Annotated in this window: 20 protein-coding genes and 2 pseudogenes; 16 read left to right on the forward strand and 6 right to left on the reverse strand. The window is 51.1% G+C overall.

All coding sequences use genetic code 11. The features are described 5' to 3' along the window. The 3 genes from NPE20_RS27040 to NPE20_RS26455 all read left to right on the forward strand — a co-directional run. On the forward strand, positions 1 to 122 hold a 122-nt coding region (locus NPE20_RS27040), incomplete at its 5' end, for an Hsp20 family protein (RefSeq protein WP_354003294.1). A gap of 70 nt (positions 123 to 192) precedes the next feature. Then, the gene (locus NPE20_RS26450) at positions 193 to 855 is read left to right on the forward strand and encodes a DUF998 domain-containing protein (RefSeq protein WP_256541730.1); all 663 of its coding nucleotides are present in this window, start codon (positions 193 to 195) and stop codon (positions 853 to 855) included. After that, positions 852 to 1247, forward strand: coding sequence for a hypothetical protein (locus tag NPE20_RS26455; protein WP_256541731.1), 396 nt, complete (start codon positions 852 to 854; stop codon positions 1245 to 1247). Before NPE20_RS26450 ends, NPE20_RS26455 begins: the two co-directional genes overlap by 4 nt. Positions 1248 to 1261: 14 nt before the next feature. Here the strand turns inward: NPE20_RS26455 and NPE20_RS26460 are convergent, their stop codons facing one another. Continuing rightward, the gene (locus NPE20_RS26460) at positions 1262 to 1585 is read right to left on the reverse strand and encodes an erythromycin esterase family protein (protein ID WP_354003295.1); all 324 of its coding nucleotides are present in this window, start codon (positions 1583 to 1585) and stop codon (positions 1262 to 1264) included. A gap of 133 nt (positions 1586 to 1718) precedes the next feature. Between NPE20_RS26460 and NPE20_RS26465 the strand changes: the two genes are divergently transcribed. Together NPE20_RS26465 and NPE20_RS26470 are read left to right on the forward strand one after the other, a co-directional pair. After that, positions 1719 to 2369 (forward strand): dienelactone hydrolase family protein, encoded by a 651-nt coding sequence (locus NPE20_RS26465; protein ID WP_256541732.1) that lies wholly within the window; start codon positions 1719 to 1721, stop codon positions 2367 to 2369. Positions 2370 to 2389: 20 nt separating this feature from the next. Continuing rightward, positions 2390 to 3022 (forward strand): phosphoribosyltransferase, encoded by a 633-nt coding sequence (locus NPE20_RS26470; protein WP_256541733.1) that lies wholly within the window; start codon positions 2390 to 2392, stop codon positions 3020 to 3022. Here NPE20_RS26470 and cfa read toward each other — a convergent pair. Next, positions 3023 to 4246 (reverse strand): annotated as a pseudogene (gene cfa, locus NPE20_RS26475) (cyclopropane fatty acyl phospholipid synthase). Between the two features lie 91 nt (positions 4247 to 4337). On the opposite strand from cfa, the gene NPE20_RS26480 reads away from it, so the two are divergent. From NPE20_RS26480 to NPE20_RS26495, 4 genes are all read left to right on the forward strand, one after another. After that, positions 4338 to 5006 carry a BON domain-containing protein gene (locus NPE20_RS26480; protein WP_256541735.1) on the forward strand — a complete coding sequence of 223 codons (669 nt, stop codon included), beginning with the start codon at positions 4338 to 4340 and terminating at the stop codon, positions 5004 to 5006. Between the two features lie 22 nt (positions 5007 to 5028). Continuing rightward, a complete protein-coding gene (locus NPE20_RS26485; protein ID WP_256541736.1) occupies positions 5029 to 5538 on the forward strand; it encodes a hypothetical protein in 510 nt (169 codons plus the stop codon). Positions 5539 to 5614: 76 nt separating this feature from the next. Continuing rightward, positions 5615 to 6055: a hypothetical protein gene (locus NPE20_RS26490; protein ID WP_256541737.1), complete on the forward strand. Its 441-nt coding sequence runs from the start codon at positions 5615 to 5617 to the stop codon at positions 6053 to 6055. 18 nt (positions 6056 to 6073) lie between these two features. Beyond that, the gene (locus NPE20_RS26495) at positions 6074 to 6631 is read left to right on the forward strand and encodes a hypothetical protein (RefSeq protein ID WP_256541738.1); all 558 of its coding nucleotides are present in this window, start codon (positions 6074 to 6076) and stop codon (positions 6629 to 6631) included. Positions 6632 to 6640: 9 nt separating this feature from the next. Here NPE20_RS26495 and NPE20_RS26500 read toward each other — a convergent pair whose 3' ends face one another. From NPE20_RS26500 to NPE20_RS26515, 4 genes are read right to left on the reverse strand one after another with little or no spacing between them, the layout of a single operon-like run. Continuing rightward, on the reverse strand, positions 6641 to 7735 hold the full coding sequence (locus tag NPE20_RS26500) for a fatty acid desaturase family protein (RefSeq protein WP_256541739.1): 1095 nt from the start codon (positions 7733 to 7735) through the stop codon (positions 6641 to 6643). Positions 7736 to 7756: 21 nt separating this feature from the next. Further along, positions 7757 to 8518, reverse strand: a complete 762-nt coding sequence (locus NPE20_RS26505) for an outer membrane beta-barrel protein (protein WP_256541740.1) — start codon at positions 8516 to 8518, stop codon at positions 7757 to 7759. A 10-nt stretch (positions 8519 to 8528) separates the two neighbouring features. After that, positions 8529 to 8957 (reverse strand): DUF2267 domain-containing protein, encoded by a 429-nt coding sequence (locus NPE20_RS26510; protein WP_256541741.1) that lies wholly within the window; start codon positions 8955 to 8957, stop codon positions 8529 to 8531. Between the two features lie 31 nt (positions 8958 to 8988). After that, the gene (locus tag NPE20_RS26515) at positions 8989 to 9258 is read right to left on the reverse strand and encodes a hypothetical protein (RefSeq protein ID WP_256541742.1); all 270 of its coding nucleotides are present in this window, start codon (positions 9256 to 9258) and stop codon (positions 8989 to 8991) included. Positions 9259 to 9568: 310 nt separating this feature from the next. On the opposite strand from NPE20_RS26515, the gene NPE20_RS26520 reads away from it, so the two are divergent. The 7 genes and pseudogenes from NPE20_RS26520 to NPE20_RS27045 all read left to right on the forward strand — a co-directional run. Next, the gene (locus tag NPE20_RS26520) at positions 9569 to 10198 is read left to right on the forward strand and encodes a hypothetical protein (protein WP_256541743.1); all 630 of its coding nucleotides are present in this window, start codon (positions 9569 to 9571) and stop codon (positions 10196 to 10198) included. Between the two features lie 16 nt (positions 10199 to 10214). Then, positions 10215 to 10532, forward strand: coding sequence for a carboxymuconolactone decarboxylase family protein (locus NPE20_RS26525; protein ID WP_256541744.1), 318 nt, complete (start codon positions 10215 to 10217; stop codon positions 10530 to 10532). 5 nt (positions 10533 to 10537) lie between these two features. Beyond that, positions 10538 to 11266 carry a CHAD domain-containing protein gene (locus NPE20_RS26530; protein WP_256541745.1) on the forward strand — a complete coding sequence of 243 codons (729 nt, stop codon included), beginning with the start codon at positions 10538 to 10540 and terminating at the stop codon, positions 11264 to 11266. Positions 11267 to 11275: 9 nt separating this feature from the next. Then, a complete protein-coding gene (gene ligD, locus NPE20_RS26535) occupies positions 11276 to 12313 on the forward strand; it encodes a non-homologous end-joining DNA ligase (protein ID WP_256541746.1) in 1038 nt (345 codons plus the stop codon). Beyond that, complete coding sequence (gene ligD, locus NPE20_RS26540) at positions 12313 to 13245, forward strand: non-homologous end-joining DNA ligase (RefSeq protein ID WP_256541747.1); 933 nt, start codon at positions 12313 to 12315, stop codon at positions 13243 to 13245. The genes ligD (NPE20_RS26535) and ligD (NPE20_RS26540) overlap by 1 nt, the downstream gene beginning before the upstream one ends. Before the next feature lie 161 nt (positions 13246 to 13406). Further along, positions 13407 to 14273, forward strand: coding sequence for a S1C family serine protease (locus NPE20_RS26545; protein WP_256541748.1), 867 nt, complete (start codon positions 13407 to 13409; stop codon positions 14271 to 14273). Positions 14274 to 14288: 15 nt separating this feature from the next. Beyond that, positions 14289 to 14900, forward strand: a pseudogene (locus NPE20_RS27045) (PDZ domain-containing protein); the annotation flags it as partial. Between the last annotated feature and the right edge of the window lie 114 nt (positions 14901 to 15014).

Raw genomic sequence — 15014 nt, forward strand, 5'->3', positions numbered from 1 at the left:
TTCCGGACAGTGCTGATAAAGAAAAAATTGTGGCTAAATATGAAGACGGGGTACTGAAGATCAACGTGCCGCGTGACCATAAGGCCAAAAGCCCTTCCGTGAAACATATCGCGGTAAATTAAGTCGTTTATTATGAGAGGCTTACGCCCCGCCCGCAGGTGGCGGGGTCCATTATTTTCTTAAAACACAACGATGGCCCGGAAATTTTTACTCCTTTGCGGTATCCTTTCTTCGCTGCTCTACGCCGCGCTGAATGTTGTTGTGCCGATGCAATGGCCGGCTTATCATTCCGCTTCGCAAACGGTCAGCGAGCTCTCAGCCATTGGTGCGCCTACCAGAACCTTATGGATTTGGTTATGCAGCCCTTACACCTTACTGATGCTCGCCTTTGCCTGGGGTGTGTGGTTATCCGCGAAAAATAACCGGCCACTGCGTATTGCCGGAATTTTGATGATCGCCTATGCGGCACTCGGCTTTATCTGGCCGTTTGCCCCAATGCACCTGCGTGAAACGCTGGCGGCAGGCGGCGCCACTTTTTCCGATACCTTGCACATCGCCTTAGGTGCAGTGACCGAGGTGCTGTATTTGCTGGCACTGGGGTTTGCCGCAGCGGCCTTCGACAGGGCTTTCCGGATCTATTCCATCATCACCTTTATCGTATTGCTGGTGTTCGGCACGCTAACCTTCCTGGATGCGCCGCTGGTGGGTAAAAACCAGCTCACACCGCTGATCGGCGTATGGGAACGGATCAACATCGGCGTTTTCCTGTTGTGGGTGGTGGTGCTGGCTGCTATTCTTTTACAGCAAGAAAAAAGGTTCAATGCGCAAAGCGCTGCTAAACTCAAAAAATCATGACAAAGAAACTGATCATTAAAAATGTATTGCTGGGCTTTTTATCCTGGCTGATTCCATTTGCCGTTTCCTTCCTGTTTTACAAACCCGGAGGTGAACTCGTGGTGCCCTACGCTACTTTTAAATCGGTAATCTTGCTGGTTGGAACAATTTCCGGCTGTTATCTTCTTTACCGGTATTTCAAGTTTGTCGAACACCACTTTATCAAAAATGGAATTATGGTGGGCTTATCATGGCTGGTGCTCAATATCGTATTGGATACCCTGATATTGATCCCGATGATGAAATCAACTTTTACAGCTTATTTCATATCCATAGGTCTGGGTTATGTGGCCATTCCTGTTATCAGCATAGCTATGGGCTCTATTCTGGATAACAAGCTGAAGAAATTATGATAGGGCAAAGTTTCTTACACCCCAAACGGATAGGTTTCGGGTATCTGGCTCCCATCAGGTTGAATATGCAGCGGATGCAAAGCTGACGTTTCGTCCAGGTAAATAAAAGCATCATAACGCAAAGGTAAAATGGTGGAAACATAATTGCCGTAGCGTTCATGCAATGGATCATACACCACGCCGATGGCCCGGTGCCCGATATGATTTTTCATCAACGCCGCATCGCCTGCAAAATCATTCATGATCAGGAGCTTATTTTGTTCTCCCGCCTGGTGCAATAAATATTCCCAGCTCTCCTTTGTCTTGTTATCAAGATCAAAAATACATTCATCCAGGATAGGTTTTTCATGATGACGGTCAGTCGGTTAGGTGACCCGTATCATAGATGGACGCCCAGTCGGTTCTTAATTTTATATAATAAAGTCCAGGCAAGTGCCGGACAATGGTTAGTGGTCTTAAAAGTTTAGGGTGATGGAAATATTATATCAAAACCAGGTCAGTATACCTGCGGGTATTGTCAGACTCAAAGGCGACCTGTTCATTCCTAAGGCTGCCCGGGCGATCATCATTTTCTCGCATGGCAGCGGCAGCAGCCGGTTCAGCAAGCGCAACCAGCATATCGCAAAATTCCTGCAGGGGCACGGCTTTGGCACGCTATTATTCGACCTGTTGACGGCGGAAGAGGATCAAAACTATTATAACCGCTTTGCCATTGATCTGCTGAAAGAGCGGCTCATCGCGGCGACCGTCTGGCTGGAAAAGCTTCCCGTGGCAAAGGACCTCCCTACAGGTTATTTTGGTGCCAGCACCGGTGCGGCGTCAGCGCTCAAAGCCGCGGCCCGGCTTCCGGAGATATTTGCAGTTGTATGCCGGGGCGGACGGCCAGACCTGGCCAGGGAGGAACTGCCTTCGGTACAGAGCCCGACACTTTTGATCGTGGGAAACCTGGATCCGCAGGTGCTGCAATTTAATCAGGAAGCTTTCAAAGAGCTGGAATGCGAAAAGCACCTGGAGGTAGTTGACGGGGCTACACACCTGTTTGAAGAGCCGGGTACTTTGGAAAAAGTAGCCGAACTGGCCGCCGGTTGGTTCAACAACCATATCCCGGCAATTATGGTATGATGTAACATAAATCAACGAAGATGTTTAAAGACAGAACCCAGGCCGGTAAACTACTGGCCGCCAAACTGCAAAAATATAAAAATGACCAGGGGCTCGTCCTGGCGGTTCCGCGCGGCGGTGTCCCGGTCGCCTACCAGGTGGCAAGGGAACTGGGCTTTCCGCTGGAAGTGGTGCTGACCAAGAAGATCGGGCATCCCAATCATAAAGAATACGCCATTGGCGCGGCCAGTCTGACCGATCATTTTGTAATACCCCACCGGGACGTTCCGCCGGCATATATCGAACGGGAATTAACGGCGATACGGGCGCGGCTGAAAGAGATGTCTCAAAAATTCATGGGAGATCATGAGCCGGAAAAGCTGGAGGGCAAAACGGTGATCGTTATTGACGACGGTGTGGCGACAGGCAATACCCTGCTGAGCACGATTGGTGTGATCAAAAAAGGTAAACCCGCTAAGCTGGTCATCGCGGTGCCCATAGCATCCAGGGAGGCGTTAATAAAACTTCACAAGGAAGCAGACGAAGTGATCGCCTTACTCGTTCCCGAGGAGTTTTATGGGGTCGGCGCTTTTTATGAGCATTTTAACGAGGTGAGTGACGACGAAGTACAGTTCTACCTGGGAAAACTGGGGAGGCTGAAAAAAGCGGGCTGATCACCTTACCGGCAGATAGGTCCGGTGGTTCCCGGGTTTGGAGAACACCAGCTGGCAGAGTTGGTTCTTTTTTGCCCGGAAGGAGGCTGCGCTACAGCACAGGTAATAATCCCACATCCGGTAAAAGGTCTCGCCGTATTTCGCTTTTAAACCGGGCCAGGCCTGTTTGAATCGCCGGCGCCAGTCCATCAGCGTCCGGTCGTAATCCGTGCCTAAGTTATGCCAGTCTTCCAGAACGAACAGGCCCTCGGCCGCAGCGCCGAGCTGCTGCAGGGAAGGCATCATGCCGTTGGGGAAAATATACCGGTCGATCCAGGGGTCCGTACGCGTTACCGATATCGGGGAGCCGATGCCGTGTAAAAGGAACAGCCCGTCGTCTTTCAATACGCGCTGCACCGCCCGCAGGTAAACGGGATAATTTTTATAACCGACATGCTCGATCATGCCGACCGAAACCACCCGGTCGAACGAGCCGCTCAGGTCACGATAGTCCTGCAACAGGATCCTGACCGGCAAATGAGCGTAACGCTCGCGGGCCAGCCTGGCCTGCTCCGCTGATAAGGTAATACCCACCACTTCCACGCCATATTTTTCGGCGGCATAAGCTGCCAGGCCGCCCCAGCCGCAGCCGATATCTAGCAGGCGATGGCCGGGTTCGAGGTACAGCTACCGGCAGATCAGGTCCATTTTATTTTCCTGCGCCTCGTCCAGCGTCGCCGCCTGCTGCCAGTAGGCGCAGGAATAGATCAGGCGCTTGTCCAGCATGGCCTCAAACAGGTCATTCCCCAAGTCGTAATGTTTGGAGATGTTAAGGCGTGCCTGCCGGACGGACTGGCCGTTAAATAAAAGACCGCCAAGTCGGTACAATAAGAGCGTCAGACCGGGCCTCAACTGATTTTCCAGGCAGGCGCTCAGCAGTTTATACAGGGTGACATCCGGTGAGGGCGACTCCCAGAAACCGGCCATATAGGCCTCTCCCAGGCCAAGGGAGCCGTTCCCGAGCACGATCGGATAAAAGAGCGGGTCGTTCACCCGGATATCTCCGGGATCGGAGCCGTTGAGGCAGATGCCGGCCTTGTCCAGCAGACCCGCGACGAGCCTTTGTTCGTATCGGGGCATAGGAGCATCCGGCGGAAAAGATAAGTGCTGGTCCCTGTTCATTTGGAGGTAATTAACTGTACAAAGAAAACCGCTTTGCCGTTGCCTGAGAATGATCAGCATCATTTCCAACGCTGAGCACCATCATGTTATATTTCAGCTTATTAACCGTTTTTTGAGCTGTTAATTCTACATCTTTTATTTAATAACTAAAATTATGAAAACAGACGTTCAAATTCAAAAAGACGTGATGGATGAACTGAAATGGCAGCCTTTTCTGACCTCATCCGAAATCGGTGTCGCCGTTAAGAACGGTATCGTCACCCTATCCGGGATCGTAGATTCCTTTTCAAAAAAATTAGATGCCGAAAGAGCAGCTAAAAAAGTGGCCGGTGTCAAAGCGATCGCCGAGGATATCCAGATCGGCGTATCGCCGGTTTACCGTAAAACCGACGCGGAGATCGCTGAAGCGGTCGTGAATGCGCTCAAATGGCACTCCGCCGTGCCGGATGATAAGATCCTGGTCAAGGTGGAGGACGGCGTGGTAACGCTGCAGGGCGAACTCGAATGGGAATACCAGCGAACCAGCGCCAGGAACGCGGTCCAAAACCTGACCGGCGTGCGTTCGGTGGCCAACCTGATCACCATTAAGCCTAAACTCAATCCCTTCGAACTGGAGCAAAAGATTAGTGCCGCCTTTCAGCGGAATGCAACTATTGACGCGGGAAAGGTTAATGTCAGCACCCTGGGCAATAAGGTCATCCTGACCGGTAAAGTGCGCTCTTTTGCCGAAAGCGAAGATGCGGAGAACGTAGCCTGGGCCGCACCGGGGGTTTACCACGTCGAGAATAAACTCACCGTGGAAGAACCTGAGTACGCCTATTAGTTCACCTTTAACATCAGGGATCATGAAAAGGCTTAAGTTTTCAATGCTGCTGACAGCGCTGCTTGGCGGCGCTGCTTTCAGTTCTCGGGCACAGATCATCCTGCCCGAGGTACACATCGTTGCCTCGACCTATAAATACCTCAATGCTGCGGACAATAAGGAAATGGCGCAGCCGGTCAGGATGCTGGAATTCCAGGCAGCGAGTTACAATGTGAAAAAATCGGAATTCTACAGCGATGACTACGATGGTTACTACATCTCGTTCTATATCCCCGACGGGAAAATCCTCGCGGCTTATGACAAAGACGGCAAGTTGCTCCGTACAGCGGAGAAATTTAAGAATACCAAGTTGCCGGCAGCAGTGAGGGACGCGGTAGTTCAGCGCTTTCCGAACTGGCATATTTCGCAGGATGCTTATGAGGTTCATTATTACGACCACAAGGAGAAAGTAGACAAGGTATTCAAGCTCCTGCTGGAGAACGGCGATAAGCGCCTGAAAGTGAAATTGAACGAAAAAGGTGAATTCATTTAAGAACCGTCAACCTGCTCACAACAACCCGGGAGCTTTCGCGGACCAATTTCCTGCGAAAGCTCCCTCTTAGCGAACGATGATGATCATAGCAGCCCATAACGGAAAGGATCGGAAATTACCCGCGCGTTTGATCTACTATTATGTGAACGCGCAGCGGAGGCGCTCCGACCTGGCCTTCTTCCAGGTCGAACTTAATTTCCTGCAGGAGCTGTTGAGCGACCATTTTATGCAGTTAACGGTTGACAGCGAGGGCCGTAAAAGATCAAAGCGCCTGAAAACTGCGCTGTTTCAGCTGGAAAAGAAAATTGCTGGTTGCAGCGTCCGGTTGGACGCTCATCTTCACCTGATCACATCGCAAGCGGAAAAGCCGGAGGAACCCGGCGAAGCACTAGCCGCCGGGCAGGTGGCGCTGGACCAACTTGTAACCGAACTGACCGGCCGCTACCGGAAAACCAAGAAGGAACTATTCGCGCTGATCACGGAGGTCATCCGGGAGAATAAATTCCTTGCCGGATAATCAATAATCCCTGCTGATATGAAAGCGATCAATTTATGGCTGGACTCTTATGACGATATCTATTCGGATTTCGACAGCCGTCACTACCAGGCCCGAAAAATTTCTGAAGATCTGCTGGCAGAGCTAAAGATCGAAATCAAAAACATCCCGGACAGCCGGGGCATGATCTTTTTTTTACCGCAGACCGAACGGAATAACGCTTCGGAAAAGATCATTGCCTCCAGTCTTCACCGTTTCTTCAGCGCCCAATTTAAATTTCATCATCACCTTTGCCGGCAGAAATTGATCAACGGGTTATTGTTCCTGACAGCCGGCGTATTGGTGATGCTGCTCAATTCCTGGATCATTTACAAAGCGAGAGCGTCTTTCCTGATCATTTGCCTGAAAGTATTGCTGGAGCCGGCCGGCTGGTTTCTGCTGTGGGCGGGTCTTGATTTCCTGCTCTATGATCTCGCGGAGTTTAGACGAAACGAACATTTTTACCGGATATTAAGCGAGATGACTATCTGCTTTCAGTCTTCCGTACCGGCAATCCCGCCGGATCCGACGCCGGCAGATCACGTGATTGATGATTAAGGCCCATGATCACGCGAAAACAGGAGGCTGACCCAGTTCTTTCAGCCGGGCGACATGCGACCGGAGCGCCGCGAAAAATGACGGTTTGACATTATAAAACAAGCCGAAATCTTTCGTTGTTTGCTCTACGATCGGCGCGATCCGCCGGTAATGCACATGGCAAATATTCGGAAACAAATGATGTTCGATCTGGAAATTCAAACCGCCCACGTACCAGTTCAGCAAGGAATTATTACGCGCAAAATCCGACGTGGTCAGCACTTCATTCACCGCCCATTCGGTAGGAATGACGCCGTTTTCATCCGGCTCAAATTGCTGCGCGCCTTCCACTACATGCGCCATTTGGAAAACGGTACTCAGGATACAGCCGGTGGTCCAGTGCATCACGAGAAAACCCAGCAGCACCTGCCACCAGGCAAAGTTTGTGAACAGGATCGGCAGGCCGATCAGCACGAACAGGTAAGCCAGTTTGATGATGACCATTTTAGCGTATTCCATGGCGGGGTTGATATGGAATTTCTGGGTTACGCCGTCCCGGTTATATTTGGCCAGCTGGCTAAAGTCGCGGGTGAGTTTGGATAAGGTCATCAACCCATAAAAGAAAAAGGCATCGATATACTGGTAACGGTGCACTTTTTTTAACGGCGCATATTGCGATAGCCGGATCAGGCCGCTGACCGCGATATCCTCGTCATAGCCTTCGATATTGGTATAGGCATGATGCATCACATTATGCTGGATCTTCCAGTTGAAAACATTACTGCCTAACAGGTACATCGTGGCGCCCATGAGCGTATTGACCCATTCCTTGTCCGAATAAGAGCCGTGTACCGCATCATGCATCACGCACATGCCAACCCCGGCTGCGCCAATGCCCATCACAATCACCAGCAGCAAGGCCATCCAGGTACTCATCGCCAGGGTCAGGATCAGCACAAAAGGCGTAATATACAAAAAGAGCATGGCCGCGGTCTGCAGGTACAGATACAGGTTTCCCTTGGTCGAGATTCCTTTGTCTTTAAAATAAGCGTTCACCCTTTGCCGGACGGTGGCAGCGAATTCTTTTTGCCAGGGCACGGTACTTGAGAATTTAATGGTTTGCATTTGATCAAGGTTTTTAATATTCTATTTACAAAACTGATAACTATAGCCTAAAGCGACCATACCTGCTCCGGTATTGTTTTTGCCGTTCTGGCTGTTTTTTTGAATATTGAGGAACCCGTAGTTCCCGCCGCCCTCCATAAAAACAGCACTTTTGCCGCAACGATAAGCAATACCCGCCAGGCCTTCGGCCCCGGCATTAAAGCGGTGCAATTCCTTCCGGATATTCTGCGTATGGTCAAACGACTGGCTGCCGCCGGGCAAAGGCTGTTGCCCTGCCGGATCGGCATAGAACGGGCTCTGTCCACCGGTGACCTGGCTTGCGCTCACTAAAATGCAGGCAAATGGCCCGGCACCGACATAAACGTGGAACGGTGTATTGCCCACTTTCCAGGTGAACTTAGCTAAGACCGGCAGCAGCAGGTAATTCAGCCTGGCCTCGCTTTTATAGTCGGCATAGAGATAAGCGGGTGCCTGGCCGGCGGGATACATCGCAACGATCTCAGGCGGCGTATTTAATGCCTGCAATCCGTTTTTCTTTCCGCCCTGTGCGGAATATTCGATCATCGCTTCGACCGAAAAGCGTTCGGTAGACTTCCATTCTGCAAAAAGCGCTGCTTCCGTCCCAAGCCGGGAGCTATAGCCCGTATTGATGGGGTTAGCATCGCCACTGCCGGCCGTCAGATTGGGAATACTGATCCCGCCCCTGATGCCTATGGCCACCACCTGGCCGCGGACCAGGCCTGAACAAAAAACAATAACGAATAAACCAATTAACTTTTTCATGATCAGGGGTTCAAAACAGTATGAAGGCCTGGATGTCCAGCGGTAACTGGCCGAGCACCTGGACCATTTCCCCGTCCGAGACCTGGACCTGCAATACCGTAAATACTGCTTTGACCATTTCAGTCGGCTCGAAGATCAGTTCGGGCCTCATCGCATCCACCCGGGCCACGATCGCCAGCAGGAATTCTTCCGCGGTATCATACGTCTTCCTGGGCCTGGTCGTATCCCAGCCGTCTACATAAATGGCTTTCAGTAGCATGGGCAGTTGCGAGACCAAATGCATCGATTCTTCCACCTGGATGCGGTCGCGCAATTCATGAAAGACAGCGCGGGTCAGACTGTACGCCAGTTCCTGGTTTTTTGGATAACCGGCCGTCAGGGCAACCTCGTTCAAAAACCGGTTCCCCTGTTCTATAAAATGTTCAAAATGCTTGTTCATGTCTTTTTCTTTTGGTGTCTGGCAAACGTTTTTATCCTTGTGCCTGTTCGGCTGCTTCGGGCGGCTCCCCTGTCCGCTGGTTCCTGATGATCAGGTAATCAACGGTCAGTTCGCCGATCCGAAGTTCTTTGATGACCGCCTTTTTGATGGCCAGCCGGCAGATCGCCAGCGCGCCGATGGCTAAGGCACCTGCCGCAGCTGAACCGAAGGCCAGCGTGCCCGCCAGCCCGATACCCTTCAGGGAAAATCCGGTACCCCTGGCGCCGGTAATCTCCGCTATTCTTTTGGTTATTAATTTCATATGCCCTCCATTAATTTTATGATTTACCCAAGGCCCGTGCTCCGGATCACTTGTTTTCCAACGTGATCGAATTTCTAGTTAAAATTACAGGTGCCCGGCCGTACAATAAATGCCGACGGTCACGCAGCGGCATGATCTTGTACAATGAATGGCGTCAAATGCAAAGCGCTTAACCTGCACCCGCGCTACCCGTACCGCCGGAGCTGCCGGGCGCGAAGACAAATTGCCATAGTTATCATAGTGTTTGAGATCAGTTTATGAGGTGACGGGGATCATATGCTGGCAGCGGTTCCTGCCATAATTTGGGGGCATGAAACAACGGACAGCTTTGGCAGGATTTTATTTTGCGCTGGCAGCATTTTTGGCGGCAGCGGGTTACGGAGTTGTGCAGCTCATGCAGGTCGCGGGTATGCTGCATTATCCGCTCGGCGACCGGCTGATCTACAGCTTTTCGTTGGCCATCGCGCCCCCTTTTTTGCTGGCCATGCTGGCTTTTTATGACTTATTGCCCGCAGAGCGCCGTTTCTGGAGCCACGCAGCGTTGCTTTTCGCCCAACTTTATGCGGCCTATGTGATCCTGATGTATGTCGTACAGTTGGCTACCGTGATCCCGGCATCGTTAAACGATCCGCGGGACACGATTCTGACCGTTAAGCCCCATTCATTCTTTTGGACACTTGATGCGATCGGCTATATCTGCCTGGGCATCTCGACCTTCTTCGCAGCCTTCGCGCTTAACAAAAAGAGCGATCATCCATGGCTTCGCCGTTTTCTGTTGGCTAACGGTTTGGTGGTGCCACTGATCTGTGTTGCCTATTTTTACCCGCATTTTTCAACACTAATACTACTCATTGGCTCACCCTGGCTGATCACCGCCCCGGGTTCAATGCTGTTGCTGGCCCTATATTTCCTGAAAATACACAATAGCGATATCACTTAATTAATACACTTACGATATGAACAGCGATCCTTTAAACGTTTTTAATAAGGAGGCCCCGGAAGTAGCGCAGGCCTTCAACCAACTGGTCGCCTCGCTACAGGGCACTACCGGCCTCGATGTCAAAACCAAACAACTGGTCTATATTGGTATGAAAGCAGCACTGGGCGACAGCCAGGCTGTTGACTATCATACCGCAGCAGCCAAAGAACTGGGTGCAACCCGTGCCGAGATCGTCGATACGATACTAATTACCCTGACGGTATGCGGATTAAATGGCGTTGCCACCTGTCTGCCTTCAGCCTTGACCGTTTATGATGGGCTTTCGAAGCCCTGATATAATTGAAACTGCCTTGCCACGATCTTTTTAGCCGGTTCCGTATGAAAAAGAAAATTGCGATCAAATACTTTACAACAGAATGGCAGGACATGAGAGCGCAATTGCACAATTATCTCGAAACGCTGGACCAGGAAGATCTGCACCGGTTCCGGGTACAGGTAAAGAAACTAAAGGCTTTATTAGTCCTATGCAGCTATCGCAGGAACGGCCGCCAGCTGAAAGGGTATTTCAAGCCTGTTAAAAATGTTTTTCAACAGGCTGGCGAGTTGCGTAATGCCTATATCAGCGGGAAAATGGACCCGCAGGCAGAAAATTTGACTACAGCCATGCGAAACCTTCGGTCTTGCGCCGTGGATTTTCTAAAATGTAGCGCTAACGTACGCCGCAGGATCAAAAAACGGCTCAGACGTATCCGGCAAAGAAATGTCCGCCGGTTTTATGAAAAACAACTGCGGTTCGCAGCGGGCGTCCTGTCCGAACACTTCTCTGCTGAACGGCTACATGAGTGCCGTAAGCGTATCAAGTTGCTGCGCTATAATTACCCGCTCGTCCGGGGCGAACTTCCGTTCAGGCTGGATACGGCTTACCTGGACGAATTGCAGGAAGCGATCGGACAATGGCACGACCACTGGTTGGCCGGGTCGAGGGACCCGTCGGAGGCCCGCGAGGTCAGACGTCTGAGCAAGCGTTTCAAAGAACGCGTTAATGGCGATCAAAGCCCAGTTATATAAATTCAGCACATGGAAACAACACCCCACAACGAAATCATCAGTTTGTTAAAAAATGCAGGCCGTTCAGCCATGCCAACGGTTATTGAGCCGATGAAAGCGACGCTCGTCAATACGCCATTTAACGCATCCGGATGGTCTTATGAGACCAAATGGGACGGCTACCGGGCGCTCGGGGTCGTTCTTGACGGAGAGGCGAAGCTGATCTCCAGGAACGGACTAACATTCGACCGGTTCTATCCGATCACCACACAGCTGGCGCGCTGGAAGGCCAGGGCGGTCATTGATGGTGAAATTGTTGTGCTTAATCAAAAAGGCATATCTGATTTTGCGGCATTGCAAAACTGGCGCGGCATGGCAAACGGACAGTTGGTTTATGAAGTATTTGATATACTCTGGTACGAGGGGCGAAACCTGATGGACCTGCCGCTGACCGGGCGGCAGGCCGTGCTTAAAGCGGTGTTGCCGCAGGCTGGCAACCATGTCCGCCTGAGTGAGGTGCAACATGATGACGGCGTGGGGGTTTTCCAAAGCGCTGAAAGGCAGGGACTGGAAGGAATTATCGCCAAGAAAGCCGACAGTAAATATTTGCCGGGTATCCGGTCGCGTGACTGGTTGAAGATCAAGGTCAAAAGGCGGCAGGAAGTCGTTATTGGCGGGTTCACGCAAAAGCAGGACAGTCCGAATCTTCTTAGTGCGCTCCTGGTCGGCGTATACCAAAATGGTAAGCTGCGTTATGTGGGTAAGGTAGGCACCGGCTTTCCGCTTGAACTGCAAAAGACCCTGATGGCCCGGTTTCGTCCGGTGATCGTGGCCAATTGCCCTTTTGACCATACCGTAAGTGAACCATCAGATTTTCTGCCGGGCCGTCTCGGTGGCAGGCCCATCTGGCTCAGTCCGGAACTGGTAGGTGAAGTGGATTTCGCAGAAATAACCGCCGAGGGAAAGCTGCGGCAAGCTTCCTTTAAAGGTTTGCGCAGCGATAAAGCTGCGAGGGAAGTTATCCTCGAAATTCCGGCGGAAACCCCTGAAATCATTCACGCTCATTAATGGTTGTAGTTATGTCTAAAATGCTATTGAATAAAGGCGATGAAACCCAGGTTAGGGTGGTGGATCAGCATCAGCTGACTTTCAGCCATCTTGATAAGCTGTACTGGCCGGATGACGGTCTCGCCAAAAGAGACCTGATCAATTATTACGATCAGGTCGCGTCGTATATGCTGCCTTACCTGAAAGGCCGTCCTGTCACCCTGCATCGTTTTCCGGACGGGATCACCGGGGGACATTTTTACCAGAAAGATGTCAGCGGCATCCTGCCCGAATGGGCGGAATCATTTGAACATACCACTGAAGTAGGCGAGCTGCAGCATTACCTTGTCGCAAACGATGAGGCGGCCTTGCTTTGGATGGCAGGGCTTGGCTGTATTGAGATCAACCCCTGGTGCAGCCGCATCACCTCGCCGGATCATCCGGACTATTGTGTCCTTGACCTCGATCCCGGCGGGAACAGCTTCAGCAAGGTCATTCAGGTAGCATTGGTTATTAAAGCAACACTGAACGGTCTGGGTGTAAGCGCCTATCCCAAAACATCGGGATTAACAGGGCTGCATATCTACATCCCGCTGGGCGCGAAATATTCTTTTGATCAGTCGGCACAACTGGCCAGGCACATCTTAACCGTGGCCCATCAGCAGACTTCCGGCTATACTACTATGGAACGTATGATCCATAAAAGGCAGGGTAAATTATACCTGGATTATTTGCAGAACAGATTCGCGGCGACAGTAGCTGCACCCTATTCCCTCAGACCCAAGCCTGGCGCGCCGGTTTCCATGCCCCTGAGCTGGGAGGAGATCAAGCCGGGCCTGAACATCCGTAATTTTACGATACAAAATGCCCCGCAAAGACTACGGGCTACCGGAGATTTGTTCAAGGGCGTGTTGGGTGAAGGTGTTGACCTGCTCAGGATCCTGCGGCAGTAACAGATTGAATAACCTGGGAGTCCGGTAAGCTTCTTCTTTGCGCCTGTTCGCGCTCCACTTTCACCTAAGAGCGGCTTAGGATCATTAATTATGATGACCAGAATCATTGGCAGCCCTGTCCTAAAAGGTCAATTTTGATATAGTGACTAAAATTATAGGACATGAAAAAAACGATTTTTCCGTTTTTGATGGTGTTGATAGGGATAAGCTCATTGTTCAATGCCTGTAACGGACAACCTGCGAAAACGTTTACAGGAAATGAAGCCAGGGAGATGATGGGCTTTGAGGAAATGCAACGGAAAAGCCTGCAGCATCAAAGGCCTGACAGGCGGTATCTGGTTCCAGAAGGGCTAAATTTCAGGTATGCGGCGAGCAGGTCAACGGCTGGCGTCGTCCATATCAAATCTGTTTTCCCGGCCGGGGTCGGCCGCGAGGCGCCGGATCTATTTAAGGATTTCTTTGACGAGGATTTTCCGAGACGCTTTTTTCCGCCCGAGAGCCGGGAACCGAGAAGGCAGCTGGGCAGTGCGTCCGGAGTTATTATCGCCAGCGATGGCTATATCGTGAGCAATAATCATGTGGTCAACGGCGCCGAAAGCATTGAAGTGGTCCTGCATGACCAGCGCAGCTATAAGGCAAAAGTTATTGGCACTGATCCGGCAACGGATCTGGCCTTATTGAAGATCGATGAAAAAAAACTGCCTTTTATTGAATTCGGAAATTCCGATTCGCTGGCCGTTGGTGATTTTGTATTAGCCGTCGGCAATCCTTTTAACCTGGCTTCGACTGTTACCGCCGGTATCATTAGTGCCAAGGCCAGGAATATCAATCTGCTTACAGACCGGTGGGCGGTGGAATCCTATATCCAAACCGATGCGGCCATGAACCCGGGTAACAGCGGTGGGGCGCTGGTTGACATCAACGGCAGGCTTATCGGTATTACCGCGGCCATAGCTTCTCCTACAGGCGCTTATGCCGGCTATTCATTCGCCATACCTATAGAAATTGCAAAAAAAAACGATCAATGATCTGTTGCGCTACGGAAAGTGAAGCACGGATACCTGGGCATCGTGATCAGTGATATGAACGTGGAAAAGGCAAAAATGCTGGGTATCCCGGAAACTACTGGGGTGATCGTAGACAGTCTGGAAAGTAACAGTCCGGCGATCAGCGCCGGCATCCGGAGAAAAGATGTCATCGAAAAAGTGGGAAACCATCCGGTTGAAACAGCAACACAATTGCGTGAACTGATAGCCAGGGCACAGCCCGGCGAAAAATTGGAGCTGACGATCATACGCGCCGGCAAAGAAAAGGTCATTCCTGTGATTTTAATGCCCGTTGAGGCGCTATCCAAAAACGCGATAGCTTCCGACGCCATTCTAAAAGCCTTAGGTATCGAGGTCTCCAACCTGACTTCCGAAGAGAAGAATCGCTTAAAACTATCCGGCGGCGTTAAAATTGTTTCCATTTCGCCGGGTAAAATTGCCGGTCAAACTGGCATCAGAACTGGGTTCATCGTTACCGGGGTGGACGGGCAGCCGGTCAATACCACCAGCGATTTTATCCAAAAACTGCAGGATAAGAAAGGCGGCGTTATGCTGGAAGGGGTTTATGCGAACCGGCCGGGTGTTTATTACTATGCATTTGGATTATAAAAAACATAGATGTTAGTTTCATGCTGGGACTGGCCTATGCCTCTGTGACCAGGAACACCCGGTCTATCCTGCTACCCACCGTCGCCCATGTGCTGTTCGATCTTTCCGGTCTGG

This window comes from Mucilaginibacter aquariorum, assembly GCF_024498135.1.
GTDB classification, from domain to species: Bacteria; Bacteroidota; Bacteroidia; order Sphingobacteriales; family Sphingobacteriaceae; genus Mucilaginibacter; species Mucilaginibacter aquariorum.

Bases quoted from the DNA above. Each gene is read 5' to 3' on its own strand.
- NPE20_RS26450 (WP_256541730.1), top strand. From the start codon at position 193: ATGGCCCGGAAATTTTTACTCCTTTGCGGTATCCTTTCTTCGCTGCTC.
- NPE20_RS26465 (WP_256541732.1), top strand. From the start codon at position 1,719: ATGGAAATATTATATCAAAACCAGGTCAGTATACCTGCGGGTATTGTC.
- NPE20_RS26490 (WP_256541737.1), top strand. From the start codon at position 5,615: ATGATGATCATAGCAGCCCATAACGGAAAGGATCGGAAATTACCCGCG.
- NPE20_RS26470 (WP_256541733.1), top strand. From the start codon at position 2,390: ATGTTTAAAGACAGAACCCAGGCCGGTAAACTACTGGCCGCCAAACTG.
- NPE20_RS26510 (WP_256541741.1), bottom strand. From the start codon at position 8,957: ATGAACAAGCATTTTGAACATTTTATAGAACAGGGGAACCGGTTTTTG.
- NPE20_RS26515 (WP_256541742.1), bottom strand. From the start codon at position 9,258: ATGAAATTAATAACCAAAAGAATAGCGGAGATTACCGGCGCCAGGGGT.
- NPE20_RS26500 (WP_256541739.1), bottom strand. From the start codon at position 7,735: ATGCAAACCATTAAATTCTCAAGTACCGTGCCCTGGCAAAAAGAATTC.
- ligD (WP_256541747.1), top strand. From the start codon at position 12,313: ATGGTTGTAGTTATGTCTAAAATGCTATTGAATAAAGGCGATGAAACC.
- NPE20_RS26485 (WP_256541736.1), top strand. From the start codon at position 5,029: ATGAAAAGGCTTAAGTTTTCAATGCTGCTGACAGCGCTGCTTGGCGGC.
- NPE20_RS26520 (WP_256541743.1), top strand. From the start codon at position 9,569: ATGAAACAACGGACAGCTTTGGCAGGATTTTATTTTGCGCTGGCAGCA.
- NPE20_RS26525 (WP_256541744.1), top strand. From the start codon at position 10,215: ATGAACAGCGATCCTTTAAACGTTTTTAATAAGGAGGCCCCGGAAGTA.
- NPE20_RS26455 (WP_256541731.1), top strand. From the start codon at position 852: ATGACAAAGAAACTGATCATTAAAAATGTATTGCTGGGCTTTTTATCC.
- NPE20_RS26480 (WP_256541735.1), top strand. From the start codon at position 4,338: ATGAAAACAGACGTTCAAATTCAAAAAGACGTGATGGATGAACTGAAA.
- NPE20_RS26495 (WP_256541738.1), top strand. From the start codon at position 6,074: ATGAAAGCGATCAATTTATGGCTGGACTCTTATGACGATATCTATTCG.
- ligD (WP_256541746.1), top strand. From the start codon at position 11,276: ATGGAAACAACACCCCACAACGAAATCATCAGTTTGTTAAAAAATGCA.
- NPE20_RS26545 (WP_256541748.1), top strand. From the start codon at position 13,407: ATGAAAAAAACGATTTTTCCGTTTTTGATGGTGTTGATAGGGATAAGC.
- NPE20_RS26505 (WP_256541740.1), bottom strand. From the start codon at position 8,518: ATGAAAAAGTTAATTGGTTTATTCGTTATTGTTTTTTGTTCAGGCCTG.